The sequence below is a fragment of the Humibacter soli genome, from assembly GCF_054779035.1.
Genome location: NZ_BAAGYX010000001.1, coordinates 1,228,224 through 1,245,400, shown reverse-complemented (window position 1 = coordinate 1,245,400; position 17,177 = coordinate 1,228,224). Strand labels below are relative to the sequence as shown.

The window sequence follows — 17,177 nt, the reverse complement described above, 5'->3', positions numbered from 1 at the left end:
TCCGTACACGTCAGAAGGGACTCGCCACATGCCAGCTGCCACGAGACGGAGGGTCCTTCTCAAACTGTCCGGAGAGGCGTTCGGAGGCGGATCGCTCGGCGTGAATCCCGACGTCGTCGGGTCGCTGGCGAGGGAGATCGCCAAGGCCGCAGAAGACGTCGAGGTCGCGATCGTGGTCGGGGGAGGCAACTTCTTCCGCGGGGCCGAGCTCAGCCAGCGCGGCATGGACCGTGGCCGCGCCGACTACATGGGCATGCTCGGAACCGTCATGAATGCGCTCGCGCTTCAGGACTTCCTTGAGCAGGCCGGGGCGGAAACGCGCGTGCAGTCGGCGATCAGCATGACGCAGGTCGCCGAGCCGTACATCCCTCGTCGGGCAGAACGGCACCTCGAGAAGGGTCGCGTCGTCATCTTCGGCGCTGGCGCCGGCCTGCCGTACTTCTCCACCGACACGGTCGCCGTGCAGCGTGCGCTCGAGATCGGCGCCCACACCGTGCTCATGGCGAAGAACGGCGTCGACGGTCTCTACAGCGACGACCCCCGCAAGAACCCCGACGCCGTCAAGCTCGAGCACATCTCGTACCAGGATGCCCTAGTGCGCAATCTCAAGGCGATCGACGCGACCGCCCTCAGCCTCTGCCGCGACAACGGGATGCGCATGCAGATCTTCGGCATCGAGCCGGAGGGCAGCGTCACCGACGCCATCCTCGGCCGCGAGATAGGCACGATCGTCGACTGACGATGGCGACGCGGTGCGTCGTTGCACGACGCGAACTGAGGGCACGTCAGCCCTAAGCTTGACTCTGATTCAACGAACGAAGGAGCGACACGTGATCGCGGACTCATTGGCTGCAGCGACGGAGCGCATGACGAAGGCCGTCGAGGTGGCCAAGGACGACTTCTCCATGGTGCGCACCGGCCGCGCGAACCCTCAGCTCTTCCAGCGCATTCTGGTCGACTACTACGGCACGCCCACGCCCCTCGCTCAGCTCGCCTCGCTGCAGAACCCCGAGGCGCGCACCCTCGTCATCACGCCCTACGACAAGTCGGCCCTGAAGGAGATCGAGAAGGCCATCGTGGCCGCCCCGAATCTCGGCGCCACTCCGAACAACGACGGCCAGATCATCCGCGTGACCATGCCCGAGCTGAACGAGGAGCGCCGCAAGGAGTACGTCAAGCTCGTCCGCGGAAAGGCAGAGGACGCTCGCGTGTCGATCAGGAACATCCGGCGCAAGTCGAAGGATGAGCTCGACGCGCTGAAGTCCGAGGTCGGCGACGACGAGGTCTCCCGCGCGGAGAAGGAGCTCGAGACCATCACGAAGAAGCACATCGATCAGGTCGACGAAGCCCTCACCCGCAAGGAAGCGGAACTCCTCGAGGTCTGATCAGACGATGACGACGCCGCCCGACGCCAACCCCGGCTCGCCGGGCGATGACGCGCACCGCTCGCTCTTCAAGCGACGCATGCGCGATCGGCGCGCCGACCTCGAACGCCAGGTGCAGGCGACGAAGGCGCAACTGGATGCCACGAGTGAGCGCATCCAACAGCGCACAGGGCGCAACCTTATCTTCGCTGTGCTCATCGGCCTGGTTCTCGGCGGGCTGTTCCTGGTGAGCCTGATCTTCATCAAAGAGCTCTTCATGGTGTTCGCGGCCGCCCTGGCCGGGTTCACCGGCTTCGAGTTCGCGACTGCGCTGCGCATCGCCGGGTTGCGCGTTCCCAGGGTCGCACTGACCGTCGTCGCGGTCGTGCTGGTGCCTACCGCGTATTACCTGCACGCATCGGGGGAGTGGCTGGTCGCGATCGCTGGCATCCTCTTCCTCTGGGTATGGCGTCTCGTGGAGGCCATCCCGAGGTCGAAACGCATCGCCGGTCCCGCGCTCGTGCGAGACCTCGTCGCCTCCGCGTTGGCGATCCTCTACGTGCCGTTCCTCGCGTGTTTCGCCGTGCTCCTGGTCGCACAGCCGGATGGCCAATGGTGGACTCTTGCGACCCTCATCCTCGTCGTAGCCGTCGACACCGGCGCGTACGCCGCCGGACTGTCGTTCGGCAAGCATCCGATGGCGCCAACGATCAGCCCCAAGAAGACCTGGGAGGGCTTCGCGGGCGCAGCCGCCGTCGCACTCATCGCCGGCGTTCTGCTCGCGGTCTTCATGCTCCACGCGGCCTGGTGGTTCGGCCTGATCTTCGGCGCTCTGCTGCTGATCACGGCAACCCTCGGCGACCTCACCGAGTCGCTCATCAAGCGCGACATCGGCATCAAGGACATGAGCTCGTGGCTTCCCGGACACGGTGGATTCCTCGACCGGCTCGACTCGATCCTGCCGTCGGTCGCGCTCGCATACGTGCTCTACGTGATCTTCGAACCGCTCTTCCACTAGCCGCCTGCGGCGTCTTCACCGACTCGTTTGGCAGAATGGCCACGTGGCAACCTTTCCGACCGTGAAACGCGGCAAGCGCGGGTACGACCCTGCAGAGGTCGACGACTTCCTCGGCACGGCCCGCAAGGCCTACGACGGCGATCCCGACGTGCAGCTGACGTCTGAAGACATCCGCCGCACCGGGTTCACCCTTCGGCACCACGGCTACCGGCCCGAAGCGGTCGACGGTGCGCTCGAGCGGCTCGAGGACGTCTTCGCCGTACGAGAGCGCGAACTGGCCAGGCAGGAGATGGGCGAGACCCGGTGGCTCGAGGAGGCCAGGGGGACCGCACAGGTCATCCTGAACCGCCTCGGGCGAGAAGAAGGCCACAGATTCTCCCGCACCAGCATCTTCACCATCGGCTACAACCGACGCGAGGTCGACAAGTTCGCCAAGCGGCTCTCCCGCTACTTCAGGGACGGCATGCCGCTCTCGGTCGACGAGGTGCGCACCATCGTCTTCCGGCAGCAGCGAGGCGGCTATCGCGAGGCCCAGGTCGATCTTCTGCTCGACGCCGTCGTCGACGTCATGCTGGCCGTTCGGTGACGGGCATCGACACCCCGTCGGATGACCGCGACACCGGCTTTTCTCCGAATCGGAGTGCTTCCGCTTTGTCCCTGCCACCGATCTTCGTTATCGTAGTGTGATCGTGGCCAGGCGAGTCAGACACCTAGCAGAGCCTCCCGCACCGACCCGGAATGCGGTGGAGGCACGTCGTCGGCGACCCCGCATGGCTCGCCCGGTCGTCGTCGGAGTGGCGTTCCTCGCCGCGATCGGCTTCTTCCTGGTGAACATCGTCGACCCGTATTCGGGCGCGACCGCATCGCCCGATTTCGCGTCGAGCCACGCGCGCTTCCTCGGCCAGCCCGTGCAGAAGCTGGCCGTGTCGGACACGGCGTCGGAGCAGACCGTCAGCGTGGACAAGTACTCCTCCAAAGCCAAGCCGAAGCCCAAGCCGGTGGTCGTCGCACCGGTAGCGACCGACTCGTCGTCATCCGATTCCTCGGGCTACACGGGCGCGCCTGCCGCGGGAACGCCCGACCCCGGAAGCGCTCAGGCGTACGCGCAGGGCGTGCTCGCCTCGCAGGGCATGGGAGCCGACCAGTTCAACTGCCTGGTGGCGCTGTGGAATCGCGAGTCGAGCTGGAACGTCTACGCGTACAACGCGGGAACCGGCGCCTACGGAATTCCGCAAGCCCTCCCCGGAAGCAAGATGGCCTCGGCGGGCGCTGACTGGGCAACCAGCTTCGTGACGCAGGTGAACTGGGGTCTCGGCTACGTTGACGGTCGGTACGGCACGCCGTGCGGCGCCTGGGCCCACTCAGAGTCGGCCGGCTGGTACTGAGCCGAGTTCTCGCCGCTGCGCTCCATCGGTTCGGCTGTTCGTCGGCGCGTCCGATTCGCCGACACTTCGATTTGTAGACTTGTCGGATGCCGCGTAGCAACCATCCGAAGAGGCGCGGGGCATCGCGCGACGACGAGTCAGACGATCTGAGCCGGCTGATGTCCGGCTGGCGCCGCACCGAGTCGCGCAGGGGCCGTGAATGGAACGTGCAGCCGGTCTCGGCGTCGGCTGCGGTCAAGAGCTACACCTGCCCGGGGTGCGGGGGAGTGATCGAACCCGGTGTCGCGCACCTCGTGATCTGGCGGGCGGATGGCGTGCTCGGAGACGCAGCCGACCTCCAGGCCCGTAGGCACTGGCACACCGCGTGCTGGCGTGTCGCCTGACGCCAGGCGCGCGCGTCAGAGCTCATTCTGGCGGGGGATGACCACCTGCTTGATGATCAGCAGGATCGACGCTGCCACCGGGATGGCGATCAGCGCGCCGAGGATGCCCAGGAGTGAGCCGCCCGCCAGAGCCGCGATGACGACGACAGCGCCGGGCACGGAGACCGCGCGGTTCATGATGCGCGGGCTCAGAACATATGCCTCGACCTGCATGTAGATGATGTACCAGATCGCGGCCACGAGGGCGGTGAGGGGCGAGGACAGCAGAAGGGTCAGCAGCACGATGATGATCGAGCCTGACAAGGTTCCCACCAGCGGTATCAGCGAGAACAGGAAGGCGATCCCGGCGAGGAGTATCGGGAAGGGTGCGCCGATGATCGACAGGAAGATGGCACTTGCTATGCCGTTGCACAGCGCCAGCGCCACCTGACCCATCACGTATTTGCCGACCGAGTCGGTGATCTGCTCTGCGATGTCCGCGAACCGTGCACGCTTCGACGCCGGCACGAGCTCGTACACGGATCGCTTGATGTTGTTCAGCGACGCTGTGAAGTAGATCGTCAGGATCAGCACGATGAGCACACCGAAGATGCCGCTCACGATGCCGATGCCCGCCTGCAGCAGGCCGCCGCCGATGCTGCCGATGTTCTTCTGCAGCCCGTCCCAGATCTGCGCGAGCGTCTTATCGAAGTCGATCGCGGGGAACTGGTGCTTGAGAGCCGAATACCAGTCCTGAGCCGTGCCCTTCTCGACGAACTGGGTGATCGTCTTCACGAGCCCGGTGCCCTGCGCGATGATCACGGGCACCATGGCCCAGATGATTCCGCCGAGGATGACGATCACGCCGACCAGCACGACGATGATCGCCGACCAGCGCGGCAGCTTGCGCCGTTCGAGGAACGCGATGATCGGCTCGAGGCCGAGCGCCAGGAACAGCGCAGCACCGATGTAGGTGAGGATCGTCGACAGCGAGACGATCGCCGACAGGATGAGGATGCCGAGTCCGACACCCAAGGTCCCGATCAGTCCGACACGAAATGCGTTCTGGATCTTCACTGAACGAGCCCCCTCACCCGTCGCGGGATCAGCCGTTGTCGGCAGTCACCTGCTCGGCCTGGTTCAAGACGCTCCGCAGGCTTTCGAAGTAGCCGGCGACCGTCTCGCGCTCGATCCTAATCTGCGACAGGCGCTCTTCAGCGTCAGCCACGAGCTTGCGGCTGCGGTCGTCGGCTTCTTCGACGATCGTGTGCGCACGGTCTTCGGCAGCACGCACGATGTCGCGAGCCGAACCCTCGGCCTCCTTGCGCGCCGCTTTGACCTCGGAGCGCATCTCCTTCTCGATTGCTTCGCCCTCCGAGCGCACCTCGTTGGTGCGGCGGGTCGCCTCCGCCAGCTCGGCGTTGGCGTCGTCGAGGTACTTCTGCGTCTGCGAGACAGCCTCCTGGTGCCTGGCGAGGTGCTCCTTCTCCGACTCGTCGCGGCGTGCCTTGAGCTCCACCTCGAGCTCCATGCGTGCGCGCTCCGCCTCGTGGGTGAGGCGCTCGGACTCGGCGGCGACCTGCGAACGCACGCCGGCCAGCTCCTCCTCGTGCTCCTTGCGGGCCTTCTCCATCTCGCGCTGGAAGGAGTTGCGCACCGTGTCGGCCTCGGCCTGCGCGTCAGCCTGGCGCTGCTCGAGCTCCCGGGCGAGCGCGGCACGCGCCTGCTCGATCTCGTTGGCGAGGTCGACCCTGGCCTGCTGCGTGTCGCCGGCAAGGTCACGCTTCGCCTGGGCGATCTCGGCTGCGAGAGCCGTGCGGCGGTCCGAGAGCTCGTGCTCGACCTCCGAGCGTCGAGCGGTGACCTCCCTCGCCAGCGACTCACGGGTCTCATCCACCTCGCGGTTGAGGCCGTCCGCCGCAGCGCGAGCGTCGGCGGCCTCCGCGGCCGCAGCTGCCTTGACCTCGGCAGCGTCGTGCTCGGCCTCCGCCTGCGCCGCCGCCGCCTCGCGCTTGCTCGTCGCACGCAGCTCAGCGGCCTCTGTGGCCACCGCACTGCGCAGCGACGCCGCCTCGCGCTCCGCCTGCTGCAGCAGGGTGTCGGACTTGGTGCGCGCCTCGTTGACGAGCTCGTTCGCCTCGATGTTCGCGTCTTGCAGGGTCGTGTCGGCCTGGGCGTGAGCCTCGGCGAGGATGCGCTCGGCCTGCTCTTCGGCGGTACGGCGAGCCCGCTCGACCTCACCGGCGACGGTGGCGCGGAGCTTCTCCGCGTCGATGTCGGCCTGGGCGATCATCCGCGTCGACTGCTCCTCTGCAACGCGGAGCGTGTTCTCGAGCTTCGTGCCGAGGCCGGAGAACGTCGGGCTTCCGACCTCTTCGATCTCGGCGTTCAGCTCTTCGATGCGAGCGTTCAGCCGCTTGGTCTCTTTGGCGGCGTCGGCGTTCTGCGTGTTGGCGTGGATCAGCTCGCGGCGCAGATCCTGGATCGCCCTGTCGACTTCGTCTTTGTCATAACCGCGGAAGACTTGAGTGAACTCGGTCTCTTCGGTGGCCACGTGCTTCTTCTCTCCGGTGTGGGGGCATGTCGAGGGATGAACCCGCCGGGCATTCGGTGAACGGCGCGGCATCCGGTGCTTTGCCCACAGCTTCGGTGCAGGGCAGGCCATTCGAGTGTAGTCGCGCGCGGGCGGGGACTGCACCACTACGAGGCACAGCCGGCGCCCGCGACCATAAGCGGCATTCAGGCCGCTGGCAGCCGCTTTTCAGACGGGTTTCGGTATCGTTGAGTCTCCGTGGGCGCTGCACCGGCGTGCGGCTCCCGGCCCGCCGTGCCACCCCCGACATCGAAGGCACGGCAGTGAAGGAGAGTTCGTGCGATTTCTGGTCGCCATTCTGGCGTTCGTCGTCGCTGCCGTGCTGATCGCAGCCGGCATCGCCCAGCGCACGATCTGGATCCCCGCCTCCAACGTCATCACCGCGACGGTCGTCAAGGGCGGGGCGCCGTACACCGTCATCGACGGGTCGGTGCTTCGCGCTCGCGCCGGCCAGCAGACCCTGACCGTGTCCGGCGGCGCGACCCCGTTCGTGGCCTACGGTCGAACGGCAGACGTGCTCGCGTGGATCGGCAAGGACAAGTACGCCAAGGTCACCTATGACCCGGCGACCAACACTCTGCATTCGAAGGTCGTGAAGGGCAAGGCGACGGTGCCGTCCGGTTCGACCGCGACACCCACCCCCACTCCGACTCCCTCTCCGAGCGCAGCGAGCTCCACGACAGGATCGAACACCGACACGGCCTCGTCGAATCGGACAGGGGCGAATCCCGCGGGATCGGATCTCTGGCTCGAGGAGTTCAGCGGCGCGTCCGCATCGATCACGAAGATGAATGTGCCCGACACCGTGAGTGTGATCATCGCAAGCGACGGAACGAAGCCTGCTCCCGACAAGGTCAGCCTGAACTGGCCACTCGACAACAGCACGCCCTTCGCCGGGCCGCTCATCGTCGGAGGCATCGTCGTCGGAGCCTTCGGAGTGCTCATGTACATCCTGGGACTACGGCACCTGCGTCGTTCGCGCGGGCCGCGTCGCGGAGGCGGCAAGCCGCCGAAGCTGCCGCGCGGATCGAACAAGCCGCCGACAACCGACGATTCGACGCCGCAGGTCGGGCAGGCGAACCGAGGCCGGCGTTCGATCGGACGTGCGTTCACGGGAGTGCCCGTCGTGCTCGTCGGCACTCTTCTGCTCGCCGGATGCTCGGCCGATTACTGGCCCCAGTTCGGAGCTGCGTCGACGCCGAAGGCCACCTCGACGCCGATCGCGACCGATCTGCCCGGCCAGGGCAAGGACACGCCGCCCGCGGCTGTGACCGGTCCGCAACTCGACGACATCGTGAACCAGATCTCCAAGACCGCCGCGAAGTCGGACGCCAAACTCGACGCGACGCTCGCGGGGACGCGATTCAGCGGACCGGCGCTTGCCGCGAGGACCGGAGACTACGCACTGCGCGCCAAGAAGTCGGACGCCGCGCCCGAGCAGACGATTCCTGCGAACTCGGTCTCGCTCGCATTGCCGGAGGCGACCGACACCTGGCCGCGCGTCGTGAGCGCGGTCGTGCACGACCCGAAGGACGCCAAGGCCGCGCCACTCGACCTCGTGCTCGTGCAGGAATCCCCGCGCGACAACTACACCGTCGAGTATGCGGTCGCGCTCGAGGCCAATGCGAAGGTGCCCGACCTGCCGCCCGCGAACATCGGCACGTCGATCGTGCCGCCGGATTCGAAGCTGCTCCTCGTCGCACCCGACCAGCTCGCAAGCGAATACGGCGACGTGCTCGCCAACGGCGACAAGAGCAAGTACTACAAGCAGTTCGACTCGAAGTCCGACAAGCTCGCGCCTCAGGTCGGCGCAGCCTACAAGGCCGCTCAGATCGCTCAGCTGCCAAAGACCGCGTCGCTGCAGTTCACGCACGCACCGGGCGCGGACGGCCCGATCGCGATGGCGACCAATGACTCCGGCGCCGTCGTCTCGGTGAGCCTCAATGAGACATCCACGCTGAAGCCGGTCGAGGCCGGCGCGACCGTGTCTACGAGCAACCCCAATGTGCAGGCGCTCACGGGAGTGACGGACAGCACCAACGGCATCGAGACGACGTACGGCTATCAGTTACTGTTTTATGTGCCGCCTGCGGAGTCGAATCAGAAGATCGTGATGCTCGGTTTCACGCAGTCGTTGCTCAGCGCGAAGGAACTGTGATGACGAACACGCCCGACGCCACGTCGTTTCGTGGCGCAGTCGATCTCTCTGCTCTCGTGAACCGCCCCTCACCCGCGGCACGAGGCGAAGCGGATGCCGTACCTCGGCAGAGCCTGCCTGGCCTGGTCTACGACGGCACCGACCAGAACTTCGATCAGTTCATCGAGCTGTCGAACACGGTGCCGGTCATCGTCGACCTCTGGGCCGAGTGGTGCGGACCGTGCAAGCAGCTCTCACCGGCGCTCGAGCGCGCGGTGAACGACTACGCGGGCAGGCTCGTGCTTGTGAAGGTGGATGTCGACGCCAACCCTGGCCTCGCACAGGTCTTCCAGGCGCAGTCGATCCCGACTGTCGTCGCGATCATCGGCGGCCGCCCCGCTCCGCTGTTCGTGGGAGCGATCCCTGAGCAGCAGGTGCGCGACGTGTTCGAGCAGGTGCTGCAGATCGCCGAGCAGAACGGTGTGACGGGCAGCGTCGCGGTCGACTCCGAGGCCGGGCTCGAGACCGAGGACGAAGCGGCGGAGCCACAGCCGGAGCCGTTGCCCCCGCACCACCAAGAGGCGTACGACGCGATCGAGCAGGGCGACTTCGACACGGCGATCGCCGAGTACCGCCTCGCAATCGCCCAGAACCCGAACGACGCGCTCGCTGTCGCGGGGCTCGCGCAGGTGAGCCTGCTGAAGCGACTCGCCTCTGTCGACTCTGCCAAGGCCCGAGACGCCGCCGCAGCAGCGCCCGCCGACGTGGATGCCGCACTCGACGTCGCCGACCTGGATCTCTCCGGAGGCCACGTAGACGACGCATTCGGCAGGCTCCTCGAGCTGTTCGCCGGCTCCGACCAGGCAGGGCGTGACAGCATCAGGGAGCGCCTCCTTGAGTACTTCGAGGTGGTAGGAGTCGCGGACGCACGAGTCGTGCGCGCTCGCGGACGACTCGCAAGCTTGCTGTATTAGCCTCGCGCGCCGGTCCCCGCCCGGCGCGCCGCCGTTGGCAGGGCGCGTGGTCGGGATCGGCGCCGTACACGCCGCCGCCTCGTAGAGCGTCGCACGTTGGCCGCGTGGTGCGTTTGAGTGCACCCTCGGCGGCGTTGTGGCGTCGTGGTCCTTCCGTGGGTTGAGGAGCACGCGGCGTAGCGGCGCGCGTCTTGAAACCCGGCGCTCGCGGCTCTCTCGGGTGGGCGGGTTTCGAGACGCTCGCCTTCGGCGTGCTCCTCAACCAACGGTGACGCGCGCCTGCGGCGTGCTCCTCAACCAACGGTGACGCGCGCCTGCGGCGTGCTCCTCAACCGAGGGTAAGGGCGCTCCGTACGCGTCCTCAGCGCTTGGCGCGGAGCCAGAGGGCGCCGAGAGGCGGGAGCGTCAGAATAGCCGACGCTTGCATGCCACCCCACGGGGCATCCTTCGCGTGCACGACGCCGAAGTTGCCGACACCCGAGCCGCCGAAGTCGAGGGCATCCGTGTTGAGCACCTCTTCCCATTCGCCGGCGAACGGCATCGGCAGTCGATAGTCGTTGTGCGGGTTGCCGGAGAAGTTCACGACGCAGACGAGCGGATCGCCGTCGGCGATGCGGCCGAACGCCACCACGTTGCCGCGTGCGTCACCGCCGTCGATCCACTGGAAGCCGCGCGGCTCCTGGTCGTACCTCCAGAGTGCCGGCTCGTCCCGGTAGATCGCGTTGAGGCGTGAGACGAGCTCGAGCAGGCCGCGGTGGGCCGGCTGGTCGAGGATCCACCAGTCGAGGCCCCGATCCTCGCTCCACTCGCTGAGCTGCCCGAACTCCTGGCCCATGAAGAGGAGCTGCTTGCCGGGATGCGCCCACATGAACGCGAGGTACGCGCGCACGTTCGCCAGTTGCTGCCAGTGGTCACCCGGCATCTTGTTCGCCAGCGAGCCCTTGCCGTGCACGACCTCGTCGTGGCTGATCGGCAGCAGGAAGTGCTCGCTGAACGCGTAGACGAACGAGAAGGTGATCTCGCCGTGGTGGTACGAGCGGTACATCGGGTCCTCGTGCATGTACTGCAGCGAGTCGTGCATCCACCCCATGTTCCACTTCAGCCCGAAGCCGAGGCCACCTGCGTTCGTCGGGGCGGTGACCCCGGGATAGGCCGTTGATTCCTCGGCGATCATCACGATGCCCGGGTTGCGCTTGTACGCGGTCGCAGTCGCCTCCTGGAGGAAGCCGATCGCCTCGAGGTTCTCGCGTCCACCGTGCACGTTCGGCGCCCACTCGCCGTCCTTGCGCGAGTAGTCGAGGTAGAGCATCGACGCGACGGCGTCCACACGCAGGCCGTCGACGTGGAACTCCTCCAGCCAGTACAGCGCGTTGGCGACCAGGAAGTTGCGCACCTCGGAGCGCCCGAAGTCGAAGATGTACGTGCCCCAGTCCTGGTGCTCGCCGCGTCGCGGGTCCGGATGCTCGTAGAGCGCCTGGCCGTCGAACCTGGCGAGCGCCCACTCGTCCTTCGGGAAGTGGCCGGGCACCCAGTCCATCAGCACGCCGATGCCGGCACCGTGCAACCTGTCGATCAGATAACGCAGGTCGTCGGGATGCCCGAACCGACTGGTCGGCGCGTAGTAGCCGGTCACCTGGTAGCCCCACGAGCCGCCGAAGGGATGCTCGGCCAGCGGCAGGAACTCCACGTGCGTGAACCCGAGCGGCACGAGGTAGTCGATGAGGGCATCCGCCGCCTCGCGATACCCCAGTCCCGGTCGCCACGAGCCCAGGTGCAGCTCGTACACGCTCATCGGGCCGCTGTGCGGATTGGATGACGCGCGCGCGTGCATCCATTCGCCATCGTTCCAGGCGTAGTCGCTGACGACGACCACGGATCCCGTCGCGGGGGAGACCTCCGCGTAGCGCGCCATCGGGTCGGCCTTCATGCGCCACTGGCCGTCCCTGCCGAGGACCTCGAATTTGTAGACCGCGCCCGGTTGGATGCCAGGCAGGAAGAGCTCCCACACGCCGCTGCGACCCATCGACCGCATCGCGGCTGAGACGCCGTTCCACTGGTTGAAGTCTCCGACGACGCGCACGGCGGCGGCGTTAGGGGCCCACACGGTGAATGCCGTGCCACTCACACCGTCGTGCTCGCGGTAATGGGCGCCGAGCCCGTCCCACAACCGTTCGTGCCTGCCCTCCGCGATGAGGTGCAGGTCGAGCTCGCCGACGGTGGGCGTGAACCGATACGGGTCGTCTGCGACCCAGCGTGAGCCGTCGTCGTATGACGCCTCGATCAGGTACGGCTCGGGGCCGAGCACGCTGATGCCTTGCCAGATGCCGTGCCCGACGTGTGCGAGCGAGATTCTGCCGCCCGTCGAGACGATCGCCGTGACGGCTTTCGCGAGCGGACGCAAGGTGCGGATGACGGTGACACGGTCCGCGATCCGGTCGCCGGCCACGACGTGCTGGCCGAGAACCGAGTGGGGGTCGTGGTAGCGGCCATCGGCGACCGCGGCGAGCAGCCCATCGTCGAGATTCGTCGGCGACATGGCCGAGGACCCGTCGGCGTGCTTCGTTGCAGACGTCATGATGCCTCCACGGTGAGGATGTGCACGGGCTCGTGGAAGGCATCCAACCGCACATAGTTGGCGGAGGTCCAGTTCCAGCGTTGACCGGTGACCGCGTCGGTCACCACGAAGTCCGATCCGGCGGGCAGCCCGATCGCGGGAAGGTCGAGGTGCACGACGGTCTCGCGCACCGAGTGCGGGTCGACATTGGCCACGACGATCACCGTGTCGGGCTGACGGGTGCCGGTGAAGTCGCGGGAGAGGTGCTTGCTGTAGACGAGCACCGCGTCATCCTCGCTGCTGTGCACGTGCAGGTTGCGCAGCTGACGCACCGCGGGATGCTCGCTTCGCACCCGGTTCAGCATCGTGAGGTACGGCGCGAGCGACTCGCCGGCTGCCTCGGCGCCGGCGAAGTCCCGCGGCCGGTACTCGTATTTCTCGTTGTCGATGTACTCCTCAGCACTGCTGCGCGCCACCGACTCGTACAGCTCGAAACCGGCGTACACACCCCAGAGGGGAGCACCCGTGGCCGCGATCGCCGCGCGAACCTTGAAGGCCGGCCTTCCGCCGAACTGCAGGTAGGCGGTGAGGATGTCGGGGGTGTTGACGAACAGGTTGGGGCGCATGAACGCCGAGGTCTCGTGCGAGATCTGCTCGAGGAACTCCTCGAGCTCCTCCTTGGTGTTGCGCCAGGTGAAGTAGGAGTACGACTGCTGGAAGCCGGCCTTCGCCAACGTCTGCATGACCGCAGGACGAGTGAACGCCTCGGCGAGGAAGATCACCTCCGGGTGCTTCGCCCGCACGGTGTGGATGAGCCACTCCCAGAAGTCGAGCGGCTTCGTGTGAGGGTTGTCCACCCTGAAGGTGCGGATGCCCGCCTCGATCCAGTACTCGACGACACGCAGCGCCTCCGCCCGGATGCCGGCCGGATCGTTGTCGAAGTTGATCGGGTAGATGTCCTGGTACTTCTTGGGCGGGTTCTCCGCATATGCGATCGTGCCGTCGGGCAGCGTCGTGAACCACTCGGGGTGGTCCCGCACCCACGGGTGGTCAGGCGAGGCCTGTAGGGCGAAGTCCATCGCCACCTCGAGGCCTGCCTTCGTCGCCTTGCGCACGAAGTGGGCGAAGTCCTTCATGGAGCCGAGCTCGGGGTGCAGTGTGTCGTGCCCGCCGTCCTCGCCGCCGATGGCCCACGGCGAGCCCGGGTCGCCCGGCTCGGGGGTCAGCGTGTTGTTGCGGCCCTTGCGGAAGCTCTCGCCGATCGGATGCACGGGCGGCAGGTACACCACGTCGAAGCCCATCGCGGCCACCGCAGGCAGACGCTTGGCAGCCGTGCGGAACGTTCCGGACTCCCAGCTGCCGTCCGCCCGCTGCTTCGCGCCTTCCGAGCGCGGGAAGAACTCGTACCAGGCGGCGACCCCGGCGCGCTCGCGCTCGACCTCGACGAGATGCTCCTCGCTCGTGGTCGTCAGAGACGCGATGGGGCGGGCGGTCAGGATGTCGGTCACGCGGTCTCCCATCGCCGCGGCCAGGCGCGCGGCAGGGTCCGTGTCCGTGTCGGTGATCGTGGCGAGCAGCTCGTTCAGGGCTGACCGGTCGGACGGCGGACGTCGGGATGCGAGGGCGCGGGTGAGCAGCTCGGCGCCTTCGGAGAACACGAGCTCGACATCCTGACCGATCGGCACCTTGACCTCTGCTGCGTGCCGCCAGGTAGCCCAGTCGTCTGCCCATGCCCGCACGGCGAACCGCCACATGCCCACCGTGGGGAGTTGGGCAAGGGTGTGCCAGCGGTCGAGGCCCGGCTCACCGGGTGCCATGCGCTTGCGGGCGATCAGGCCGTGCGGATCCCGCAGCTCCAGCTCGACGCCGATCACACCGTGGCCCTCGCGGAACGCGACGGCGGAGAACGGCACCACCTCGCCGGCGAATGCCTTCGCGGGCCACGCTCCGCCGTCGACGACGGGTCTCACGTCGAGGATCGGCAGTCTGCCGAGCACGCCGCGAATTGCGGCGTCGTGGTGTTCTGCGGGCGCTTCGCCCTTGCGTGGTTGCGGCGACGTCGGGGACGGCATGCTCCGACCGTAGCGCGCTGATGGCCGGATGTCGCTCCGCTGGCGTTCACGTCTCGTAAACCTCACGCCGGTAGGGTGGCTGAGGTGAAGGCAATCCGACGATTCACCGTTCGCGCTGTCATACCCGACTCGCTCCAAGCCCTCGACGAGCTGTCGTCCAACCTGCGTTGGTCGTGGCACGAGCCGACCAGAGACCTCTTCCGGCACGTTTCGGAGAACCTCTGGGACGCCACCAATCACGACCCGCTCGCACTCCTCGGATCCGTGAGCCCCGAGCGCCTTGCGGAGCTCGCCGGCGACGAGGGATTCGTCGGATGGGCGAACGGCCTTCGCGACGATCTGCGCCGCTACATCTCGGAGCCGCGCTGGTACCAGACCCTCGAAGACGCCCCAGCCGCCATCGCCTACTTCTCGCCGGAGTTCGGCATCACCGCGGCGCTTCCGCAGTACTCGGGCGGCCTCGGCATCCTGGCGGGCGACCACCTGAAGAGCGCGTCGGACCTCGGCCTGCCGCTCACCGGCGTCGGCCTGTTCTACCGCTCGGGATACTTCGCCCAGTCCCTCTCGTCCGACGGCTGGCAGCAGGAGAGCTACCCGGTGCTCGACCCCGACGGGATGCCCCTCTCGGTGCTGCGCCACCCGGACCGCACCGCTGCGCTCGTCGCGCTCGCGCTGCCCGACGGTCGCACGCTGAGCGCGCGCATCTGGACGACCCTGGTCGGCCGCGTCCGCCTTCTGATGCTCGACACGAACATCCCGGAGAACGACGACGACCTGCGCGGCGTGACCGACCGTCTCTACGGCGGCGGGGGAGAGCACCGGCTGCTGCAGGAGCTGCTGCTCGGCATCGGCGGGGTGCGCGCGCTTCGCATCGCCGGGTCCCTTCTCGGCGGTCCGCAGCCGACGGTGTACCACACCAACGAAGGCCATGCCGGTTTCCAGGGTCTGGAGCGGATCGCCGAACTGGTCGGCGACGGGCTCTCGTTCCCCGCCGCGCTGGAAGCGGTGCGGGCTGGGACCGTGTTCACCACGCACACACCCGTCGCCGCCGGGATCGACCGCTTCGAGGCATCCCTCGTTCGTCGGTACTTCGAACAGCGCGACCTGGTCACCGGTGTCGATGTCGACGACGTGATGCGGCTCGGAGCCGAGAACTACGCCGGTGGATCGCCCGGCGTGTTCAACATGGCGGTCATGGGCCTGCGGCTCGGACAGCGTGCGAACGGTGTCTCGAAGCTGCACGGCAACGTCTCGCGGCACATGTTCTCGGGACTCTGGCCGGGATTCGATCCGGACGACGTGCCGATCGGGTCGGTCACCAACGGCGTGCACGCGCCGACGTGGACCGATCCGCTGCTGCTGCAGCTCGCCGAACAGAACCTGGGAAGCTCCGACACGACGCACGCCGACTGGCAGTCCCAGAACCTCGGGGATGACCGGTTGTGGGAGGTGCGCGGCCGCCTCAGGGAGAACCTGGTGCAGGATGCCCGTGCTCGCGTCGCCGGAGCGTGGCACCGCAGGTCGCCCGACACCATCGTGCCGAGCTGGGTGCAGGACATGCTCGATCCCGGCGTGCTGACGATCGGCTTCGCGCGTCGTGTCGCGACGTACAAGCGACTCACGTTGATGTTGCACGACAAGGAGCGTCTGACGAGCATCCTGAACGATCCGGAGCGTCCGGTCCAGCTGGTGATCGCCGGCAAAGCCCACCCGGCCGACGACGGCGGCAAGCGGCTCATCCAGGAGCTCGTCGAGTTCGCTGCGCGACCCGAAGTGCGTGAGCGGCTCGTCTTCCTCCCCGACTACGACATGACCATGGCGCAGACGCTCTATCCGGGCTGCGACATCTGGCTGAACAACCCGCTGCGACCGCTGGAAGCCTGCGGCACCAGCGGCATGAAGGCCGCTCTGAACGGAACTCTCAACCTGTCGATCCTCGACGGCTGGTGGGCCGAGTACTTCGACGGCGAGAACGGCTGGGCGATCCCCTCTGCCGACACGGCAGGGGACAGCGCAGAGCGCGACGCCCTGGAGGCCACGGCGCTCTACGACCTGATCGAGCACCAGATCGCGCCGAGGTTCTACGATCGCGACGAGCGCGGGGTCCCCGTGCGCTGGATGCAGCAGGTGCGGCACACCCTCAAGACGCTGTCGCCCGAGCTGAGCGCCGACCGCATGGTGCGCCAGTACGTCGAGGAGCTCTACGTGCCGGCCAGTCACGAGGCGCGCGAACTGCAGGCCGCCCGTTACGCGGGAGCGCGCGAGTTCTCCGCATGGAAGGCACGCATCGCCGCGGCATGGCCGCAGGTCAGCGTCGTGCACGTCGAGTCCGGCGGTGTCGACGCGGTCCCCCAGGTGGGCGACCGTCTGCGGCTGCGGGCACACGTCGAGCTCGGCGAGCTGAAGCCCGACGACGTCGCGGTCGAGGTGGTCTACGGTCACACCGGAGAAGACGACGAGCTGGTCGCCGTTCTCCGTGAGACCTTGGAGGCGCACGAGGGCGGCACGGGCAGCGCGATCGCTTTCGAAGGCATCGTTCCGCTCGACCGTTCCGGCTCGTTCGGCTACACGGTGCGCGTCGTGCCGAACAACGCCTACATGGCGAGCCCCGCAGAGCTCGGGCTCATCGCGATCGCGGAGTAGTCGCACGCAACCGTGGGTTGAGGAGCACCGCGAAGCGGCGCGTCTCGAAACCCGCACCACCGCATTCTCGTGGGC

Annotated in this window: 13 protein-coding genes; 9 read left to right on the top strand and 4 right to left on the bottom strand. The window is 67.4% G+C overall.

The features are described 5' to 3' along the window. Positions 1 to 28: 28 nt before the first annotated feature. The 6 genes from pyrH to ACYVDN_RS05850 all read left to right on the top strand — a co-directional run bounded on the left by pyrH (position 29) and on the right by ACYVDN_RS05850 (position 4,150). Positions 29 to 739: a uridine monophosphate kinase gene (gene pyrH, locus ACYVDN_RS05875; RefSeq protein WP_460569364.1), complete on the top strand. Its 711-nt coding sequence runs from the start codon at positions 29 to 31 to the stop codon at positions 737 to 739. 91 nt (positions 740 to 830) lie between these two features. Beyond that, a complete protein-coding gene (gene frr / locus ACYVDN_RS05870) occupies positions 831 to 1,385 on the top strand; it encodes a ribosome-recycling factor (protein ID WP_460569362.1) in 555 nt (184 codons plus the stop codon). Between the two features lie 7 nt (positions 1,386 to 1,392). Further along, positions 1,393 to 2,382 (top strand): phosphatidate cytidylyltransferase, encoded by a 990-nt coding sequence (locus tag ACYVDN_RS05865; RefSeq protein ID WP_460569360.1) that lies wholly within the window; start codon positions 1,393 to 1,395, stop codon positions 2,380 to 2,382. Positions 2,383 to 2,425: 43 nt separating this feature from the next. Further along, positions 2,426 to 2,968 (top strand): DivIVA domain-containing protein, encoded by a 543-nt coding sequence (locus ACYVDN_RS05860; RefSeq protein WP_460569358.1) that lies wholly within the window; start codon positions 2,426 to 2,428, stop codon positions 2,966 to 2,968. A gap of 184 nt (positions 2,969 to 3,152) precedes the next feature. Then, the gene (locus ACYVDN_RS05855; protein WP_460569356.1) at positions 3,153 to 3,767 is read left to right on the top strand and encodes a lysozyme family protein; all 615 of its coding nucleotides are present in this window, start codon (positions 3,153 to 3,155) and stop codon (positions 3,765 to 3,767) included. Between the two features lie 86 nt (positions 3,768 to 3,853). After that, entirely contained in the window at positions 3,854 to 4,150 is a 297-nt protein-coding gene (locus tag ACYVDN_RS05850; protein WP_460569354.1) for a hypothetical protein, read from the top strand. Positions 4,151 to 4,165: 15 nt separating this feature from the next. Here the strand turns inward: ACYVDN_RS05850 and ACYVDN_RS05845 are convergent, their stop codons facing one another. Next, entirely contained in the window at positions 4,166 to 5,206 is a 1,041-nt protein-coding gene (locus tag ACYVDN_RS05845; RefSeq protein WP_460569352.1) for an AI-2E family transporter, read from the bottom strand. A 28-nt stretch (positions 5,207 to 5,234) separates the two neighbouring features. After that, on the bottom strand, positions 5,235 to 6,683 hold the full coding sequence (locus ACYVDN_RS05840) for a coiled-coil domain-containing protein (RefSeq protein ID WP_460569350.1): 1,449 nt from the start codon (positions 6,681 to 6,683) through the stop codon (positions 5,235 to 5,237). 316 nt (positions 6,684 to 6,999) lie between these two features. Here ACYVDN_RS05840 and ACYVDN_RS05835 point away from each other — a divergent pair, with 316 nt between their 5' ends. Together ACYVDN_RS05835 and ACYVDN_RS05830 are read left to right on the top strand one after the other, a co-directional pair. Then, positions 7,000 to 8,880: a hypothetical protein gene (locus ACYVDN_RS05835; RefSeq protein ID WP_460569348.1), complete on the top strand. Its 1,881-nt coding sequence runs from the start codon at positions 7,000 to 7,002 to the stop codon at positions 8,878 to 8,880. Then, positions 8,880 to 9,833: a tetratricopeptide repeat protein gene (locus tag ACYVDN_RS05830; RefSeq protein ID WP_460569341.1), complete on the top strand. Its 954-nt coding sequence runs from the start codon at positions 8,880 to 8,882 to the stop codon at positions 9,831 to 9,833. The genes ACYVDN_RS05835 and ACYVDN_RS05830 overlap by 1 nt, the downstream gene beginning before the upstream one ends. A 361-nt stretch (positions 9,834 to 10,194) precedes the next feature. Here ACYVDN_RS05830 and glgB read toward each other — a convergent pair whose 3' ends face one another. Both glgB and ACYVDN_RS05820 read right to left on the bottom strand, forming a co-directional pair. Further along, entirely contained in the window at positions 10,195 to 12,408 is a 2,214-nt protein-coding gene (glgB, locus tag ACYVDN_RS05825; RefSeq protein ID WP_460569339.1) for a 1,4-alpha-glucan-branching protein, read from the bottom strand. Further along, positions 12,405 to 14,459 (bottom strand): alpha-1,4-glucan--maltose-1-phosphate maltosyltransferase, encoded by a 2,055-nt coding sequence (locus ACYVDN_RS05820; protein ID WP_460569337.1) that lies wholly within the window; start codon positions 14,457 to 14,459, stop codon positions 12,405 to 12,407. The genes glgB and ACYVDN_RS05820 overlap by 4 nt, the downstream gene beginning before the upstream one ends. Before the next feature lie 84 nt (positions 14,460 to 14,543). Here ACYVDN_RS05820 and glgP point away from each other — a divergent pair, with 84 nt between their 5' ends. Continuing rightward, the gene (gene glgP, locus ACYVDN_RS05815; protein WP_460569335.1) at positions 14,544 to 17,102 is read left to right on the top strand and encodes a glycosyltransferase family protein; all 2,559 of its coding nucleotides are present in this window, start codon (positions 14,544 to 14,546) and stop codon (positions 17,100 to 17,102) included. Positions 17,103 to 17,177: the final 75 nt, after the last annotated feature.

Bases quoted from the DNA above. Each gene is read 5' to 3' on its own strand.
- pyrH (WP_460569364.1), top strand. From the start codon at position 29: ATGCCAGCTGCCACGAGACGGAGGGTCCTTCTCAAACTGTCCGGAGAG.
- ACYVDN_RS05865 (WP_460569360.1), top strand. From the start codon at position 1,393: ATGACGACGCCGCCCGACGCCAACCCCGGCTCGCCGGGCGATGACGCG.
- ACYVDN_RS05855 (WP_460569356.1), top strand. From the start codon at position 3,153: ATGGCTCGCCCGGTCGTCGTCGGAGTGGCGTTCCTCGCCGCGATCGGC.
- ACYVDN_RS05850 (WP_460569354.1), top strand. From the start codon at position 3,854: ATGCCGCGTAGCAACCATCCGAAGAGGCGCGGGGCATCGCGCGACGAC.
- ACYVDN_RS05830 (WP_460569341.1), top strand. From the start codon at position 8,880: ATGACGAACACGCCCGACGCCACGTCGTTTCGTGGCGCAGTCGATCTC.
- glgB (WP_460569339.1), bottom strand. From the start codon at position 12,408: ATGACGTCTGCAACGAAGCACGCCGACGGGTCCTCGGCCATGTCGCCG.
- ACYVDN_RS05820 (WP_460569337.1), bottom strand. From the start codon at position 14,459: ATGCCGTCCCCGACGTCGCCGCAACCACGCAAGGGCGAAGCGCCCGCA.